The following is a 16,315-nucleotide window of genomic DNA, read 5'->3' as shown; positions in this document are numbered from 1 at the left end:
TGGCAGAATGCGAACATGGCACCTCCGACTGGGACTCTTTTTCTTTAGTCTTCTCTGCCTATTAACTTATGGGCCATCTGCGTATGCCCAAGACCCGCCGTCTCGAGTCGCGCTCCTCCACATCGATGGTGCCATCACGCCCATGATGGCGAATTACCTGCATCGTGGACTGCAACAAGCGCAGCGCGAGCAGGTGAACGCGATTGTCGTCCAGATGAATACGCCGGGCGGGCTCTCAAGCGCGATGGATGACATTGTGACCGATTTTCTGCAAAGCCCGATCCCGGTGATTGTCTACGTTGCACCGCCAGGAGCGCGGGCTGCGTCTGCTGGGGTCTTTATCACCTATGCAGCCCACATTGCCGCGATGGCGCCAACGACCAATATTGGCTCGGCAAGTCCGGTGTTCCTAGGCCCGTCTGGCGAAGCCACATCACCTGATCAGACGATGCGCCAGAAGGTTGTCAATGATGCCGTTGCAAAGATTCGGAACCTTGCTACCCTACGCGGTCGCAATGCTGATTGGGCTGAGCAAGCGGTTCGCGAAGCGGTCAATATCACTGCCGATCAAGCACTGCAACTCCACGTGATTGATCTGATTGCGCCCACCCTTCCTGATTTGCTTGCGCAGGTCGATGGACGAGTCGTCAAGGTCGCGACTGGCGAGGTTGTGCTCCATACGCGTGATGCTCAGGTGATTCCCATCTCGATGTCGCTCTCTGAGCGGTTTTTCCAATTGCTGACTGATCCAAACATTGCCTATATCCTGCTCAGTCTTGGCATGCTTGGCCTATTCTTTGAGCTTGCGAATCCGGGTGGAGTGCTTCCGGGCATTATCGGGGGCATTCTCCTCCTTCTTGGCCTCTTTGCCTTGGGTAATCTCGATGCCAATTGGACTGGTGTCTTGCTGATGGCGTTCGCCTTCCTCCTCTTCCTCGCCGACGTGTATTTCCCGACCCATGGGGCACTGACGGTTGGCGGTATCATTGCGTTTGCGCTTGGTTCGTTCTTGCTGCTTAGCTCACCAGCAAGTCCAGTGTTTCAGGTTTCACGCCTGGTCATTGCAACGGTGGTCGGCCTCATTTCGGGCCTCTTTGTTCTCGTCGTTGTGCTGGTTGCCCATGTGCACACACGACAGCCAACGACGGGACGCGAAGCCTTGATTGATCAGATTGCCGTTGTACGCGAGAAGCTTGATCCTGAAGGCATGGTCTTCGTCATGGGCGAGCTATGGCGTGCGCGCTCGATCAATGGGCCAGTCAATGTTGGCGAGCGTGTACGGGTTGTTGCTGTCGAAGGACTCACGCTGCTTGTTACTCCTGAACTTGAAGTCGGCTCTCCTGACCATTTGCCAACGCTTGCTCCCGCTTCGCTTGAGCGTGGATGGCGACCTCTCGCTCGACGGCTCATGCAGAGTGTGATCGGCGTTCGCTCGTCGCGGGTCTAACGAGACTTCCAGAGAAGGGAGGAGAGACAATGGGTGGGCTCATTGTTGCCGTCATCATCGTTCTCTTTGCGTTGATTGTCCTCAGTTCGGCAGTGCGTGTCGTGCAGGAATATGAGCGGGGGGTCATTTACCGGCTCGGCCGGTTAGCTGGGATCCGCGGACCAGGGCTCATCCTACTTGTGCCGTTCATCGAGCGAATGGTTAAGGTCGATCTTCGCGTTGTCACCATGGATATTCCAACTCAGGAGGTGATTACGCGAGATAATGTCACGATCCGCGTGAATGCCGTTGCCTATTTCCGAGTCGTCGATCCAAGTGCGGCCTATAACAACGTTACCGATTACTTCCGCGCAACCTCGCAAATTGCCCAGACGACATTACGCAGTGTCCTTGGCCAAGTCGAGCTCGATGAGTTGCTGGCGGAACGCGAGAAGATTAACCAGAAGCTTCAAACGATTATCGATGAACAGACTGAGCCCTGGGGTATTAAAGTCAGCATTGTGGAGGTCAAGGATGTGGAGTTGCCCGACACAATGCAGCGGGCAATGGCACGACAAGCTGAAGCCGAACGCGAACGGCGGGCCAAGATCATCCACGCCGAAGGCGAATACGCTGCGGCAAATCAGCTTTCCGAAGCTGCGCGCGTCCTCCTGACAGTGCCTGGGGCGTTGCAATTGCGCTATCTGCAGACGCTGACCGAGATTTCTGCCGAGCGCAACAGTACTATCATCTTCCCTCTGCCGATCGACTTGATTACCCCGTTTCTTGGCGATCGCCGCTTAACGACTGCGCCAATTGCTGGGGGTGAGGAGCCGCAGCCGAGCGACGGCGCGTCATCCAGCAAGGGCTCGTCATCTGGCGATTAACGTATTGTCCAGGCCGAACCATCCGAGGTCGTCAAGTCGGCGTGGAGGAGATTAAAGACCCACTCGAGCAATGCCATCCGGAGAAAGAGGCCATTGTGCGCCTGGCGGAAATAGGCCGCACGTGGATCACGATCCACGCTGGGGGCGATCTCCTCGTTGCGTGGTAAGGGGTGCAGAATAATGCCGCGCGGGTTGAATGCATCGAGGAACGTCTCATCGAGAATAAACCGGCTTCGCGCCTGTTCATATTCGGCCTGGGTTTGGTAACGCTCACGCTGGACGCGAGTCTGATAGACGACATCCAGGGTTGGCGCAAGCGCGAGGAGATCATCACATTCCTGCACGTTCAAGCCGGCAGTAATGAGCTCCGCGATCAATTCTGTGTCCAGCCGAGCGACCGAAGGTGCGCAGAGAAAGACCTCAATATCCTGGCAATGGCGGAGCAGACGCGCAAGCGAATGGACCGTGCGGCCATAGCGTAAGTCGCCGACAAAAGCGATGCGGAGATGGTCGAGGCGCCCGTGTTCGCGCCAGATCGTGTAGAGGTCAAGTAGGGCTTGGGTTGGGTGTTCATTCGCGCCATCACCGGCGTTAATCACGGGAATCGTGGCAACGGATGCCGCACGCGCAGCTGCACCTGCCTGGGGATGCCGGATAACCAGCACGTCGGCATAGCCCGAGATAATCCTGGCCGTATCTTCGATACTCTCGCCCTTCGCTGCGGAGGATGTGGCGGCTGCATATTCGGCTGAGATCACCTGGCCACCAAGCCGAACCATGGCCGCTTCGAAGCTCAACCGCGTTCGCGTGCTTGGTTCGTAAAAGAGCGTTGCCATGACCTTATGTCGCAAACGGCTCGCCAGCGCTTCAGCTGTGCAGTGACGCAGGGCTTCGGCCCGCTCAAAGAGGAGAAAAAGTGTTGCGCGATCAAACTGCTCAACCGACACAACGTGACGGGGCATCTCCATCCGTGCCGATACTCCTTTCACACACGTCACACACGCTCAGCACACGCTGCTCCGCACGAGCAACTCCAGCTTGGATCATGGGGGATGAGCCCGTCTGCAGGAACCCATATCCGATCATAGCGTATTGACACCGTTGGAACAAGAGGGGTCGTTCGTACGCAGTCGATGTAACGTGAGGGTACTGATAGCCGTTTCCCTCTGGCAGAATGGTGAATTTGCCGATATCCTGAAACAAACAGGTGAGGCGGGGTATGACCTGGACATGGCGACTGTTTACGGTTCGTGGTATCGAAGTTCGTGTGCATCCCACCATGCTCCTAGTGGTGTGCTGGGCGGCCTGGCACTGGGGAACGCACGCGTTTGATCCTCTCCTCGGCGTGCTGTTCAGCTTGTTCCTGATTATCGCGATCTTTGTCAGTGTTGCTGGCCATGAACTCGCCCATGCGATCTTTGCACACCGGAGTGGGCTCGCAGTAAATGGCATTACCTTGCTCCCAATCGGTGGCGTGGCGCAAATCGAACCAGCACCGTTGCTCCCAACCCAGGAAGCACGTATTGCCTGGGCTGGTCCCGCGTTGAATCTCTGCGTAACGCTGCTGCTCACCCCGGTGGTTGTGGTGAGTTGCCTTTCGCGCGGCATCAATTCCATCGTCCAGCTCGCGATGGTTATGCGTGAGGCGAGCGTGACCAATTTTGTCTTGGTCGTCTGGGGGGCAAACCTTTGCCTGGCACTCTTTAACCTCGTACCGGCATTCCCGCTTGACGGTGGGCGTGTGCTGCGTGCCTGGCTCACGGTCATCTTTGGGCGTCGCATTGCCGGACAGGTCGCTGTACTCTTCGGGTATGCTGCTGGCGTGGCATTATTGCTTGCTGGCTTGTATTTCCGTGATCCCCTGATTGGGATTATCGCGGTTTTTATGCTTGCAGCGACGCTGATCGAGCAGCGGTTGCTCCGTCTCGAGCTTGCGATGCGCCGTCTGCCAGTTGGCCAGTTCGCCGTGTGGGACATGGGCGGTATTGCTCCCGATGCCTCGTTGGTTCATGCCTTGCACGGCGGGCCACGCGATCTTGCCGTTGTTGATGCTGAGGGACAGGTTGTCGGGATGCTCTGGCGCGAAGATGTGCTCCGGTACGCTGCGCTTGCGTATGAGTTAACTGTCCGCGATGTTATGGATCCTCATCCAGTGACGGTTGATCTGTCACTCCCGGTCTACGATGCCTATTTGCGCATGCTCGAAACGGGGCATCCAGCCGTGCCAGTGACCGAGCGAGGGCGCTATCGCGGCATTTTCACCGCTGATCGGCTCTTGCATGTCTACCGCTTCCTCGGCTCGCAACAACGAAAGCGTGATTATTCGCTTGTCCTCGCTGAACTGCTTGGCCTTGTTGCCCGCTAGAAGCGCACGCGCGTTGCCTGTGCAGGATGAGAGTATCACGAGAAAGGGGAATGCAATGCATCCTTGGGATCCATGGGGAGAATTGCTTGGATACGAGCCGGTCGATGTTGCTCGTGACCCTGCTCCACGTGTACGGCGCCCAGGAGCGGTCAGCGGCGTTGGTGTCCCGGTCGATATCCTCGAAACAGACGATGCATATGTGGTCTACGCTGTTATTCCAGGCGTACGCCCTGAGGAGATCCAACTCCAGGTTATTGACAATACCTTGCAACTCAGTGGCGAAGTGCGCGAGCCGAGCGTGAGTGGAAACTGGCTCTCACGTGAGCGCCGCTTTGGCCATTTCCGTCGTCGTCTGCCTCTGCCAGGCGCAGTACGCGTCGAGGACGCCGAAGCAGAATATAGCAACGGTGTCCTCATCGTCCGCTTGCCGAAAGCAGCTGAGAGCGGTGCTCGGTCTATCCCGATCCGGCGCCCAAGCCGTATGTAGTGCGTCGCACTACTGCGAGGCGTTCGCTGATTGGAGTTCCCAATAGTTCAGTTGTCGATATTTCTGATATCGCTTTGCGAGAAGCGCGTCGTAGCCTTGAGCAGTCCAGGTTGCGCAGAGCTCGTGAAGATGGCGGGCAAGCGCGGCTCCGACGCGTTGAATTGTCTCATGTGGTGCCTCGTGTGCTGGTACCGGCTCTGGAATAACCTCATCGATAATGCCGAGCGCGGCGAGATCTGCTGCGGTGAGACGAAGTGCCGTGGCGGCTTCTGGTGCGCGTGCTGGATCGCGCCAGAGAATTGATGCACACGCTTCTGGCGAAGCAACGGTGTAGACCGCGTTTTCGAGCATGAGGATGCGATCAGCAACGCTGATGGCTAAGGCTCCGCCACTCCCCCCTTCGCCGATGACAACCGTAACAATTGGGACACGGAGGGCTGCCATTGTCTGCAGACACGAGGAAATTGCCCAGGCTTGGCCACGCTCTTCGGAACCAAGTCCTGGATCTGCTGCTGGGGTATCAATAAAGGTGATCAGCGGCAGGGTGAAGCGTTCAGCAAGCCGCATGAGCCGCTCAGACTTCCGATAGCCCTCAGGATGCGGCATGCCGAAGTTGCGGCGGACGTTTTCCTGGGTTGTCTCACCTTTTTGATGGCCAATGACGACAACGGCCCAATCGTTGAAATAGCCGATTCCGCCCACGATTGCTGGATCGTCGGCGTAGAGGCGATCACCGTGGAGTTCGACAAAGTCGTGGAGCAGATCCTGAATGTAGTGCAGGGTATGCGGTCGTTGTGGATGTCGTGCTAAGGTTACCCGTTCCCAGGCTGACAGCGTCTCTGTCATTGCGTGATCCCTTCGACAACCGGGCGTTCCTTTGCCTTCTGACGATTGCCCTGTAGTACCGAAATCACGGTGGCAATGCGTTGCGGCAGTTCCCGTCGCTGGACAACCGCATCGATCATGCCATGCGCGAGCAGGAACTCCGCGGTTTGAAAGCCCTTTGGCAACTTCTGCCGTGTTACCTGCTCAATCACACGTGGGCCAGCGAACCCGATCATCGCCCCGGGCTCAGCGAAAATGACATCAGCACTCGTGGCATAGCTTGCTGTCACTCCGCCGTAGCATGGATCAACCAAGACCGCAATATGCGGGAGTTGCTGGTCAGTAAGGCGGCGGAATGCAGCGATCGTGCGAGCAAGCTGCATGAGTGCGACGGCTCCTTCTTGCATCCGGGCGCCACCGCTTGACGAGACCGTCACCACCGGCAACCGCCGTTCACAGGCGCGCTCGACGAGGCGGACAAGCTTTTCGCCAAAGACGGCTCCCATGGACGCCCCGAAGAACCGGAATTCTGTTACGGCGATCGCGACTGGCACGCCGCAAATCGAACCCTGGCCGGTGACCAGTGCTTCATTCTCGCCAATGCGCTGCGCTGTCTGCCGCGCTTTCTCGCGGTACGATTCGCCAAGGGCGACGAACTGCAGTGGATCGCCAGTAATGAGGTCAGTATCCCACGCCGTAAACGTATTGTGGTCAACGAGCGTCGCAATCCGCTGTTGAGCGGTAAGGCGGGCATGATAGCCACACCGCGGGCAGACGTAGAGTTGTCGCTCAAACTCGCGGACGTAGATCAGCTCACGGCACCGCTCGCATTTGACCCAGAGGTCATCTGGAATCATGGGGCCGGTTGATTCCGGATTGTCGGGTTGCTTTCGCCGTGGTCGCCACACTCGTGACATGGATGCCTCCTCGTGCTGCTCCCGGCGTATGATACATGTACAAGCAGGAGGGCTGCCGCCTACGGTGTTCCCCACCATGCGAATGTGACAGATCGAGCACGCGGCCGGATCGGGCGCAAGGGGGCGGGCATGAACGATGTCGTGGTTATGATCCTGGCAGGAGGACAGGGAGAACGACTCAGTATCCTCTCACGTCAGCGTGCCAAGCCGGCTGTTCCCTTTGCTGGGAAATATCGCATCATTGACTTTGCACTGAGTAACTGTGTCAACTCTGGCTTGTTTGATATTGCCGTCCTCACGCAGTACCGTCCGCATTCGCTTAATGAACATATTGGTCATGGCCGCCCGTGGGATCTCGACCGCGAACGCAATGGCGGCGTTGTCATCTTGCAACCCTATCTTGGCCGCTCGCATTCCGGCTGGTATCGCGGTACCGCTGACGCGGTCTACCACAACCTCTTTTATATCACGCGCCGGCCATATACCGATGTGCTCATTTTGGCCGGTGATCATGTCTATGCCATGGATTATCGACCGATGATCGCCTTTCATCGTCAACACGATGCCGATGTAACGCTGGCCGTGCAACCAGTCCCCTGGGAAGAGGCAAGTCGCTTTGGGATTATGCTCGTCGATGATGAAGACCGGGTTATTCAGTTTGAAGAAAAGCCAGCCAAGCCCAAGAGCAATTTGGCGTCAATGGGAATCTATCTCTTTAAGCGCGATGTGCTCGTTGACCTCTTCTCCCTCCATGGTCCAGACGTTCCCGAATTCATCGACTTTGGGCAGGATGTGATCCCCTTCCTGATTCCTACCGGGAAAGTGTTTGCGTATCGTTTTGAAGGATACTGGCAGGATGTTGGCACGATTCAGTCATACTGGGAAGCTAACATGGCCCTGCTTGAGGATTTGCCGAAGCTGAATCTCTATGACCCGAATTGGCGAATCCACACACGCAGCGAGGAACGCCCTCCAGCCAAAATCATGGACGGATCAGTAGTCTCGCGTAGCCTGATTTCCAATGGCTGCATCATCATTCGTGCCCGTGTAGAGCATTCGGTGCTCTCACCAGGGGTCATTGTGCATGAAGGCGCGGTCGTTCGCGATTCAATCGTCATGACAGATACGGTGATTGGGCCTGGGGCTGTTGTCGATCGCTGCATTCTTGACAAAAGCGTGCAGGTGGGGGCTGGAAGTTATCTCGGGTATGGGGATGACTTTACGCCGAACTGGCTGGAGCCGACAAGACTCTATAGCGGCATCACTCTCGTTGGGCGCAAAGCAGTGATTCCGCCCGGGATTGTCGTTGGACGAAATGTCCTCATTGGCCCAGATGTGAACGAATCGGATTTTCCGAGCCGTGAAATTCCGAGTGGTGAAACGATTAATCCGCTTGCCACAGTTGTCTGGTCGTAGCTTGTCAGCGCATCGAGTGTATGACAGGATAGCATGCTCGGGAGCGGTGAACGGAGTACACTTGACACTTTGAGACCTGGCGAATCGGCTAAGGTCTCAGGATATGCTACAATGGCACTATCACGCGTACGAACGCAGCATGATCGTTGCCAGAGGGAAGGGAACCGACACATTGATGGACGGTGCATGTACGCCAATTCATGAAGAAGTTGCACGACGATCGATTTTGCATCTTCTCGAGCTACGTGAGGGATTGACACCCGAAGATCGAGCACGCTTCGATCGACTGTTGCGTGTCGACGAAACGGTGGGAGAGCTTGTCCTGCCGGCCCACATGACCCGCTGGGTGGAGCGCTACTTCGGTTCGACGGAGGCTGTGCTCAGGCAAAAGGTCGTGAAGGTTACGAATCGCTGGACGCTTGATGCCACGCTCTTCAACGAGTTACGGGCACGGCGCCCCCTCGGCGCCCGAATTCCTGCTGAGTTGGCCGATGAGCTTGCGAAGACGGCTCCGGATCCATTCTGCGAGCCTGAGCTCAACACGCCGGAGGATATTTTTGGGCGTGTTCAAGGTCGCTATGCGCTAACAGCAAGCAACATCGCGAAGTATGATGGTCTCCATGGCGTGATTATCTTTCACGAGCATGATCCTCTTGCGTTCCACGAAGCCCTCGTCTTAGATGTGCTTGAGGTTGCGCAAGAATGGCTTCGCCGCGCACACGAGTATGACCAGGAAGCGGTGTATCCGCTTTTCATGTGGAACTGTCTTTGGAAGAGTGGGGCTTCCATCCCGCACGGTCATGCGCAGATTAGCTTGACCCGTGGGATTCACTACGGCAAGGTTGAACGTGAGCGTCAAGCCGCCGAACACTATCGTCAGGCAACGGGTAGCAGCTACTTCGCCGATTGGTTTGCGCTGCACGCGGCACTCGGACTTGGCAGGCAAATCGGGCAGATTCAGGTTATGGCGAGCATTGTTCCCCTGAAAGAAAAAGAGATTGTGCTCTATGCACCTGAGCTGAATCGTGATCTTGGTCACATGATCTATCGCACACTCCGTTGTCTTGTCGACGATTTGAACGTTGTCTCGTTTAATCTGGTGATCTGGCTGCCACCGCTTGCGGCAACCGGCGAAGACTGGAGCGATTTTCCGGTGGTCGTTCGAGTACTTGACCGGGGTGATCCACTGTCGCGTACATCCGACTTTGGCGCAATGGAACTCTATGCTGCGAGCGTTGTAGCGAGCGATCCATTCCGCGTCGCTGATGCCCTGTGGCCGTGCCTCATCGAGACTGGTATGCCGATTTAAACAGCGTTTGTGCCGGGTCATTGTGGCTGCTGATCGATCGGTGTGTGCTCAATATCGCCGCTGCACCTGTGATTTAGCCTCAAGGACGCTCTTCTTGGCAACGGAGCGCAGCACGGAGGCAGCGAGCTTTCATTGCCAACGCTGCGTCGACTTCCTGTCGGTGACGCGGGTGTGACATGCGTTGACCGCCCTAAAAACCATCGGGAGGGCTTCGGTCGTTCTTGACAGATCGCATTCGGCGTCTTAGAATGACGCCGTCATTCCGTCTGGCGTCGCAAGTCGGCGATGACAGAACGGAAACAGCATCTGCGGGAGCAGGCAGTGATGGGAACCACAGAGGAGGAGGCTGTCCCATGAGCCAATCGGCATTTGAGGAGCTCCGTCAGGCTGCGCTTGCTGGCACGATGAACCGACGTGAGGTGCTCAAACGTGCGGCTGCGCTTGGGTTGAGTGCGCCAGCGATTGCTGCGCTACTTGCAGCCTGTGGTGGTGGCGGCGGGAATGCGACGCCAACGCCGACAACGGCTCCAGCGGCGCAGCCTTCGCCAACGCAGGCCACCACGCAACAAGCAACCGCAACCAAGCCCGCTGCGACAGCAACGACCCAGCCAACGGCACAAAAGCGTGGTGCCGGCGGGCAGCTCAAGCTGCTCTGGTGGCAAGCCCCAACGATCCTGAATCCCCATCTGTCGCAGGGAACGAAGGATTTTGATGCATCACACATCGTCCTCGAGCCGCTTGCTGACATTGATGACAATGGCCAGCTGGTACCAGTTCTCGCAGCTGAGATTCCGTCACTCGAAAATGGTGGCGTAGCGAAGGACGGCAAGTCGGTCACGTGGAAGCTGAAGCAAGGCGTCAAGTGGTCGGACGGTCAGCCGTTCACGTCGAAGGACGTGCTCTTCACCTGGCAGCTTGTTTCCAACAAGGACTCCAATGCGACAACGGCTGCCAACTATGAGGTCATCGATTCGATTGAAACCCCAGATGATTACACCGTCAAGATTAACTTCAAGCAGCCGACGCCGGGTTGGATGAACGTTTTTGTTGGCCCCTACGGGATGATCGTCCCTGAGCATATCCTCAAGGACTACGTCGGCTCGAAGCTGCAGAACGCTCCGTTTAACCTCAATCCAGTCGGCACTGGCCCCTATAAGGTGAAGGACTTCAAGCCTGGCGACGTGATTACCTTTGAGATTAACGAGAACTATCGTGATCCCAATAAGCCCTTCTTTGCCACCGTTGAGATGAAAGGTGGTGGGGATGCGGCGAGCGCAGCGCGCGCTGTTCTGCAAACCGGCGAGTATGACTATGCCTGGAACATTCAGGTCGAGCCAAGCATTCTCAATCAGCTTATGCAAGGTGGCAAAGGAGAAATAGTTACAGGTAGTGCAACGAATGTGGAGCGCATCCTCATCAACTTTACTGATCCAAACAAAGAGGTTGATGGCGAGCGCTCGAAGCTTGGCAATCCGCATCCTTTCCAATCTGACCCGAACGTCCGGCAGGCTTATGCGTTGCTCTGCCAGCGTGACGTGATTGCCAAGCAGCTTTATGGGCAGGCTGGCGATGCAACGAGCAATGTTCTCGTGGCGCCGAAGGCGTTTGTCTCGCCCAATACGAAGTGGGAGTTTAATCCCCAGAAGGCCGCAGCGTTGCTTGACCAGGCTGGCTGGACGAAAGGGCCGGACGGCGTCCGCCAGAAGAATGGCGTCCGGATGGAGATCACCTACCAGACGACGGTCAACCAGGTTCGCCAGCGGACGCAAGAGATTATTAAGGCGGCGTTCGAGCAAGTTGGCATTAAAGTGAACCTGAAGACGGTTGATGCGAAGGTCTTCTTCTCCAGCGATCCTGGTAACCCAGATACCGCCGCTCACTTCTACACTGATATTGAGATGTTTACCAACGGTCCTTCCTCCGTCTATCCGCTCGATTATATGGTCAGCTGGTATGGGAAGCCCGATAACATCGCGCAGAAGTCAAATAATTGGTCTGGCAATAATTACGAGCGCTGGCAGAATAGCGACTACGATAAGCTCTACGAGCAGGCGCAGACCGAACTCGACCCAGAGAAGCAGAAGCAACTCTTTATTCAGATGAACGATCTCGTCGTCAACAATGTCGTCAGCATTCCGCTTGTTGCCCGGAAGCTTGTTGGTGTAAAGGCCAAGAATCTCTCCAACTTGAATCTTTCTGGCTGGACGGATGATACCTGGAATATTGCGAACTGGGTTCGCACGCAATAACGGCGTATCCTGAGGGGGGAGACAGGATGACCTTCCTGTCTCTCCCGTTCTGTTCTTCGCGTGTAGTCTGCCGGGACGTGCCTGCAGGCCTTCTTGCGGGGCAATTGCGGTGATGAGGTAGGTGTGCGATGACGCGCTATCTGATCCGGCGAATACTCACAGCAATTCCGACGTTGCTGGCGATCAGTGTGGTGATCTTCACGATCTTGGCTCTTGCTCCAGGTGATCCGCTGTCGGAGTTCGCGGTTAATCCAGCTGTTCCGCCGGAAGTGCGTCAACGAATTCGCCATAGCCTTGGGCTCGATGAGCCTATTCCGGTTCGCTACGTCAAGTGGCTCAAGTCCATGGCAACGGGTGATTTTGGGTACTCGTTCCGTACCCACGGCCCGGTGCGCGACTTGATTGTTCAGCGCTTGCCTACGACGATTTACGTGATCGGGACGGCGTACCTGATCTCGGTGCTGCTGGCTATTCCCATCGGTGTCATTTCGGCCGTGAAACAGTATTCGATCTTTGACAATATCGCGACGACATTTGCGTTTATCGGCTTCTCGCTCCCCACCTTCTTTACCGGCTTGCTGTTAATTCTCATTTTCAGCGTCAAACTTGGATGGCTTCCAATGATTTACCGCACAACCATCGATACTCCGGGCTTAGCTGGACTGTGGGAAAAGATTAAACAGGCCATTATGCCGATCACGGTGCTTGGTCTCTTCCAGACAGCGACACTGATGCGCTACACTCGTGCGGCAATGCTTGAGGCGATCCCGCAGGATTATGTGCGGACAGCCCGCGCCAAGGGGCTCAGTGAGTTTACGGTCATCACGCGCCACGTGATGCGTAATGCCTTAATTCCTGTCGTCACCATCGTTGCGTTAAGCATCCCAGGCGTTTTTACGGGCGCGGTCATTACCGAACAGATCTTCCGTGTCCCGGGCATGGGGTCGCTCTTAATCTCGGCGATCAACGACAGCGATACTCCGGTTGTGATGGCGATTACCATCATCTTTGCGGTACTCGTTGTGCTCTTTAATTTGATCGCCGACATTCTCTACGGCGTCCTTGACCCACGGATCAAATACGACTAGGCGCCCGCCTGCCGGGCAGTTGGGGGGTGCAGGATGGCAGAAGTGACGGGAGGACAAGTGCAAGCAGCAACGCCGGCAGCCGTCGAGCGCCTGGCTGGACTTCGCTCGCAGAAGCCGCGCTCACTCTGGAGTGATGCCTGGCGACAATTCCGACACCATCGTCTTGCCCTCCTTGGTGTTGGTGTTCTTGTTGTTATTGTTCTTGCGACGCTTATTGGACCGCTCGTTTGGCCAATTCCGTGGAATGTGTTTGACATGGCCCAGGCAATGCAACCTCCGTCGCTGCAGCATCCCTTTGGGACAAGTGACCTTGGCTATGACATGCTGGCCCGCGTTCTGTGGGGTGGACGGATCTCGATCGCTGTTGGCATCGTGGCCATGCTTGTCTCGATTTTCCTCGGTACAACGATTGGATCACTCGCAGGCTATTTCGGTGGACTCATCGATTCGCTCTTAATGCGTCTAACCGACCTCTTTATCTCCTTGCCCAGTCTGCCACTGTTGCTGCTCGTAACCTATCTCTTCCGCGATCGCATGAAGGCGATTTTTGGTCTCCAGCTTGGTACCTTTATCCTGATTGTGACGGTGATCGGTGCGCTGAACTGGATGCCGGTTGCCCGTCTGGTGCGTGCTTCCTTCCTTTCGATCAAGCAAAAGGAATTCATTGAAGCCGCTCACTGCATTGGTGTACCGACGCTGAGCATTATTGTGAAGCACATCCTGCCGAATACCCTGAGCCCCGTTATTGTTGCGGCAACGCTTGGTGTTGCGGAAGCGATCATCACGGAATCCGCGCTCTCCTTCCTCGGTCTCGGCTTTCCGCCAGACATTCCAACATGGGGGCGCTTGCTCTACGATGGCCAGAACATGATTGAATTTGCGCCGTGGATGGTAATCTTCCCAGGGCTTGCAATCTTCCTTACTGTCCTCTGCATCAACTACGTCGGTGACGGTCTCCGTGATGCGCTCGATCCGCGGCGGATGAATGTCTAGGGCGAGGCGGTTCGGATGGATGGAGCTGACGATCGTCCAGGGCAAATGACAACGCCAGTGACGGCGTTGGACGCCGATGCCATGCCATCCTTGCGTTGCCGCGCATGCGGCATGCAATATCCAGCACAGCAAGCCCCTGGACGTTGCTCTTGCGGAGGACTCCTCGACCTCGATATCGCGGTTCCATCTGGCCTTGATCGTGATGTCTTCACGCGACGCCTCGCGAGTCATGACCTGCTCGACCGAAGTGGCGTCTGGCGTTATCGCGAATTCCTTGTTCCCTTACCATCTCCTGTCATTGTCACGCGGCCGGAAGGGAATACAAACCTCTACCCTGTGCCACGCATCGCCCAATGGGCTGGGTGCGCTCAGCTTTGGCTGAAGCATGAAGGGGAAAATCCTACCGGCTCGTTTAAAGATCGTGGCATGACCGTTGCGGTCAGTCACGCTCGCTGGATTGGCGCTCGGGCCGTCGCCTGTGCCTCAACAGGGAATACCTCTGCCTCGGTTGCAGCCTATGCAGCTCTTGCTGGCTTACCAGCTGTTGTCTTTTTGCCTGAAGGCAAGATTACGGCTGCGAAGTTGGGCCAGGCAATTGCCTACGGAGCGCGGATTGTCCAAATCCGCGGCGACTTCGACGCGGCGATGCGGCTGGTCCAGGAGGCAAGCGCAGCATTCGGCCTGTATCTCTTGAACTCGGTCAATCCATTCCGGCTGCTCGGGCAACAGACAATTATGTTTGAAATGCTACACCAGCTTGCCTGGGACGCGCCGGACTGGATTGTCCTGCCGGGCGGCAATCTTGGGAATACGGCCGCTTTTGGCCAGGCATTAGTACGTGCGCACGCTGCTGGCCTTATTGCGCGCCTGCCACGCCTGGCGACCGTCCAGGCTGAGGGGGCAGCGCCATTCTATGCTGCCTTCCAGCGGCGCTTTACCGCATTTTCGCCGGTGCAAGCTGAGACCATCGCAACCGCAATCCGTATTGGCAATCCTGTGAACTACGAGCGGGCACGTGATGCGATCGTCGCCACAGACGGTGTTGTGACTGCCGTTAGCGATGCGGAGATTCTCGAAGCAAAAGCGATGATCGACCGCGCCGGCATCGGGTGTGAGCCAGCCTCTGCAGCTGCCGTCGCTGGCCTGCGACGTCTGATCAGCGAGGGTGTCATTGACGCGAAGTCCAACGTCGTCGCCGTGTTGACTGGTCACGTGCTCAAGGATCCTGAGACAATCATGGCGATGCATCAGACCGCCGCTGAGCCTTCCCCTGCGTGGGTGAACCGCCCGATCGTTGTCGAGCCGACTCTTGCTGCACTGCGTGAGGTGCTCGATGCCCTGGCTTAACGTTCGCGTTCCAGCGTCGAGTGCCAATCTTGGCCCGGGTTTCGATTCGCTTGCACTTGCGCTCGGATCCTATTTGACTATCACGGTGCTACCGGCATCGCGTTTCCATGTGGTCTCGCCGCTTCCCGATGGTGGGCGCAATCTGGTTGAAGAAGCGATGCACGTCGTGGCTGAGGCTACCGGCCGTTCATTGCCATCCTGCCGTGTTGAAGTCGCCTCAGCGATCCCGGTTGCACGGGGGTTAGGCAGTTCAGCGGCTGCAATTGTCGGGGGATTAGTTGCCGCGAATGCGTTGCTGGGGGCACCACTGACGCAACGCGAGCTTTTGCACCTTGCCTGGAGCCTCGAGGGGCATGGTGACAATGTCGCGGCTGCCTTGTTCGGCGGTGCTGTCCTCGCCTATGGTACGGCCGACCATCCTCGTGCGTACCAGATCCCGTTGCGTGTCCCACTCATGGCGGTCCTCTTTATTCCGCATGCCCATGGCTATACCAGCGAAGCGCGTGCAGTCCTACCGCACACCGTTTCCCGGACGGTGACGGTCGCCACCGCGGCTCGTTGTGCGCTGCTGACGCTTGCGCTCACGACCGGACAACTTGAGTTGCTGCGAGAAGCGATGACGGATGAGCTTCATCAGCCGTACCGCGCTCGTCTCTATCCCTACTTGCCGGAGGCGATCGCTGTTGCGTGCAATGCCGGGGCGTTTGGTGCGGCGCTGAGCGGTGCTGGACCGGCTGTCATCGCGTTGACGAGCAACGAGCGAGTGCAGCAGGTAGCGTTCGCGTTTCGTGAGTTTGCTGCCCAGCGTGACATCCCTGCTGACATTGCCGTGCTTCCGGTTGTTGAACACGGGGCGCAATGTCACGTCATAGCTGAACGCGACGTTGAGCCTGATACGGTGAATCCCTGAGTGAATTGGGTATACTCAACAGGACGCTGGCACTCGGGCCAGCAGGTGTGAGCCTTTCTGCGCTGTGACGGACGCGGGATCTGGCAACGGCCCGCG

General features: G+C 57.0%; 14 protein-coding genes. 11 read left to right on the top strand and 3 right to left on the bottom strand.

The window, feature by feature from the left end; translation table 11 throughout:
• Window positions 1-7: 7 nt before the first annotated feature.
• Window positions 8-1,447, top strand: a complete 1,440-nt coding sequence (locus N675_RS11325; protein WP_081887082.1) for an NfeD family protein — start codon at window positions 8-10, stop codon at window positions 1,445-1,447.
• Window positions 1,448-1,476: 29 nt separating this feature from the next.
• Entirely contained in the window at window positions 1,477-2,313 is an 837-nt protein-coding gene (locus N675_RS11320; protein ID WP_038040038.1) for a slipin family protein, read from the top strand.
• Here N675_RS11320 and pyrB read toward each other — a convergent pair.
• Entirely contained in the window at window positions 2,310-3,281 is a 972-nt protein-coding gene (pyrB, locus tag N675_RS11315; RefSeq protein WP_338417752.1) for an aspartate carbamoyltransferase, read from the bottom strand. The two genes, N675_RS11320 and pyrB, sit on opposite strands and share 4 nt — an antisense overlap.
• 251 nt (window positions 3,282-3,532) lie before the next feature.
• On the opposite strand from pyrB, the gene N675_RS11310 reads away from it, so the two are divergent.
• Window positions 3,533-4,678 carry a site-2 protease family protein gene (locus N675_RS11310; protein WP_051914674.1) on the top strand — a complete coding sequence of 382 codons (1,146 nt, stop codon included), beginning with the start codon at window positions 3,533-3,535 and terminating at the stop codon, window positions 4,676-4,678.
• A gap of 55 nt (window positions 4,679-4,733) precedes the next feature.
• A complete protein-coding gene (locus N675_RS11305; protein WP_038040034.1) occupies window positions 4,734-5,165 on the top strand; it encodes an Hsp20/alpha crystallin family protein in 432 nt (143 codons plus the stop codon).
• Between the two features lie 9 nt (window positions 5,166-5,174).
• Here the strand turns inward: N675_RS11305 and N675_RS11300 are convergent, their stop codons facing one another.
• A complete protein-coding gene (locus tag N675_RS11300; protein WP_038040029.1) occupies window positions 5,175-6,011 on the bottom strand; it encodes an acetyl-CoA carboxylase carboxyltransferase subunit alpha in 837 nt (278 codons plus the stop codon).
• Window positions 6,008-6,907: an acetyl-CoA carboxylase, carboxyltransferase subunit beta gene (gene accD / locus N675_RS11295; protein ID WP_038040026.1), complete on the bottom strand. Its 900-nt coding sequence runs from the start codon at window positions 6,905-6,907 to the stop codon at window positions 6,008-6,010. Before accD ends, N675_RS11300 begins: the two co-directional genes overlap by 4 nt.
• Window positions 6,908-7,036: 129 nt before the next feature.
• Here accD and N675_RS11290 point away from each other — a divergent pair, with 129 nt between their 5' ends.
• From N675_RS11290 to thrB, 7 genes are all read left to right on the top strand, one after another.
• On the top strand, window positions 7,037-8,323 hold the full coding sequence (locus N675_RS11290) for a glucose-1-phosphate adenylyltransferase (protein WP_038040024.1): 1,287 nt from the start codon (window positions 7,037-7,039) through the stop codon (window positions 8,321-8,323).
• A 103-nt stretch (window positions 8,324-8,426) separates the two neighbouring features.
• A complete protein-coding gene (locus N675_RS11285) occupies window positions 8,427-9,632 on the top strand; it encodes a hypothetical protein (protein WP_231578027.1) in 1,206 nt (401 codons plus the stop codon).
• A 353-nt stretch (window positions 9,633-9,985) separates the two neighbouring features.
• Complete coding sequence (locus tag N675_RS11280; protein WP_038040020.1) at window positions 9,986-11,881, top strand: peptide ABC transporter substrate-binding protein; 1,896 nt, start codon at window positions 9,986-9,988, stop codon at window positions 11,879-11,881.
• Window positions 11,882-12,009: 128 nt separating this feature from the next.
• On the top strand, window positions 12,010-12,969 hold the full coding sequence (locus tag N675_RS11275; protein ID WP_038040018.1) for an ABC transporter permease: 960 nt from the start codon (window positions 12,010-12,012) through the stop codon (window positions 12,967-12,969).
• Window positions 12,970-13,002: 33 nt separating this feature from the next.
• Window positions 13,003-13,962, top strand: a complete 960-nt coding sequence (locus tag N675_RS11270; RefSeq protein WP_081887081.1) for an ABC transporter permease — start codon at window positions 13,003-13,005, stop codon at window positions 13,960-13,962.
• A gap of 15 nt (window positions 13,963-13,977) precedes the next feature.
• Entirely contained in the window at window positions 13,978-15,309 is a 1,332-nt protein-coding gene (thrC, locus tag N675_RS11265) for a threonine synthase (RefSeq protein WP_231578026.1), read from the top strand.
• Window positions 15,296-16,219, top strand: a complete 924-nt coding sequence (gene thrB / locus N675_RS11260) for a homoserine kinase (protein ID WP_051914673.1) — start codon at window positions 15,296-15,298, stop codon at window positions 16,217-16,219. Before thrC ends, thrB begins: the two co-directional genes overlap by 14 nt.
• The last annotated feature ends 96 nt before the right edge of the window (window positions 16,220-16,315 follow it).

Source organism: Thermorudis peleae, assembly GCF_000744775.1.
GTDB lineage: Bacteria > Chloroflexota > Chloroflexia > Thermomicrobiales > Thermomicrobiaceae > Thermorudis > Thermorudis peleae.
The sequence above is the reverse complement of the archived record's forward strand: the minus strand, read 5'-3'. Positions and strand labels throughout refer to the sequence as shown.

What these genes read in the sequence shown, in the direction of transcription:
- thrC (WP_231578026.1), top strand. Translation starts at nt 13,978, where the DNA reads ATGGATGGAGCTGACGATCGTCCAGGGCAAATGACAACGCCAGTGACG.
- N675_RS11310 (WP_051914674.1), top strand. Translation starts at nt 3,533, where the DNA reads ATGACCTGGACATGGCGACTGTTTACGGTTCGTGGTATCGAAGTTCGT.
- N675_RS11290 (WP_038040024.1), top strand. Translation starts at nt 7,037, where the DNA reads ATGAACGATGTCGTGGTTATGATCCTGGCAGGAGGACAGGGAGAACGA.
- thrB (WP_051914673.1), top strand. Translation starts at nt 15,296, where the DNA reads ATGCCCTGGCTTAACGTTCGCGTTCCAGCGTCGAGTGCCAATCTTGGC.
- accD (WP_038040026.1), bottom strand. Translation starts at nt 6,907, where the DNA reads ATGTCACGAGTGTGGCGACCACGGCGAAAGCAACCCGACAATCCGGAA.
- N675_RS11320 (WP_038040038.1), top strand. Translation starts at nt 1,477, where the DNA reads ATGGGTGGGCTCATTGTTGCCGTCATCATCGTTCTCTTTGCGTTGATT.
- N675_RS11325 (WP_081887082.1), top strand. Translation starts at nt 8, where the DNA reads ATGCGAACATGGCACCTCCGACTGGGACTCTTTTTCTTTAGTCTTCTC.
- pyrB (WP_338417752.1), bottom strand. Translation starts at nt 3,281, where the DNA reads ATGGAGATGCCCCGTCACGTTGTGTCGGTTGAGCAGTTTGATCGCGCA.
- N675_RS11270 (WP_081887081.1), top strand. Translation starts at nt 13,003, where the DNA reads ATGGCAGAAGTGACGGGAGGACAAGTGCAAGCAGCAACGCCGGCAGCC.
- N675_RS11305 (WP_038040034.1), top strand. Translation starts at nt 4,734, where the DNA reads ATGCATCCTTGGGATCCATGGGGAGAATTGCTTGGATACGAGCCGGTC.
- N675_RS11275 (WP_038040018.1), top strand. Translation starts at nt 12,010, where the DNA reads ATGACGCGCTATCTGATCCGGCGAATACTCACAGCAATTCCGACGTTG.
- N675_RS11285 (WP_231578027.1), top strand. Translation starts at nt 8,427, where the DNA reads ATGCTACAATGGCACTATCACGCGTACGAACGCAGCATGATCGTTGCC.
- N675_RS11300 (WP_038040029.1), bottom strand. Translation starts at nt 6,011, where the DNA reads ATGACAGAGACGCTGTCAGCCTGGGAACGGGTAACCTTAGCACGACAT.
- N675_RS11280 (WP_038040020.1), top strand. Translation starts at nt 9,986, where the DNA reads ATGAGCCAATCGGCATTTGAGGAGCTCCGTCAGGCTGCGCTTGCTGGC.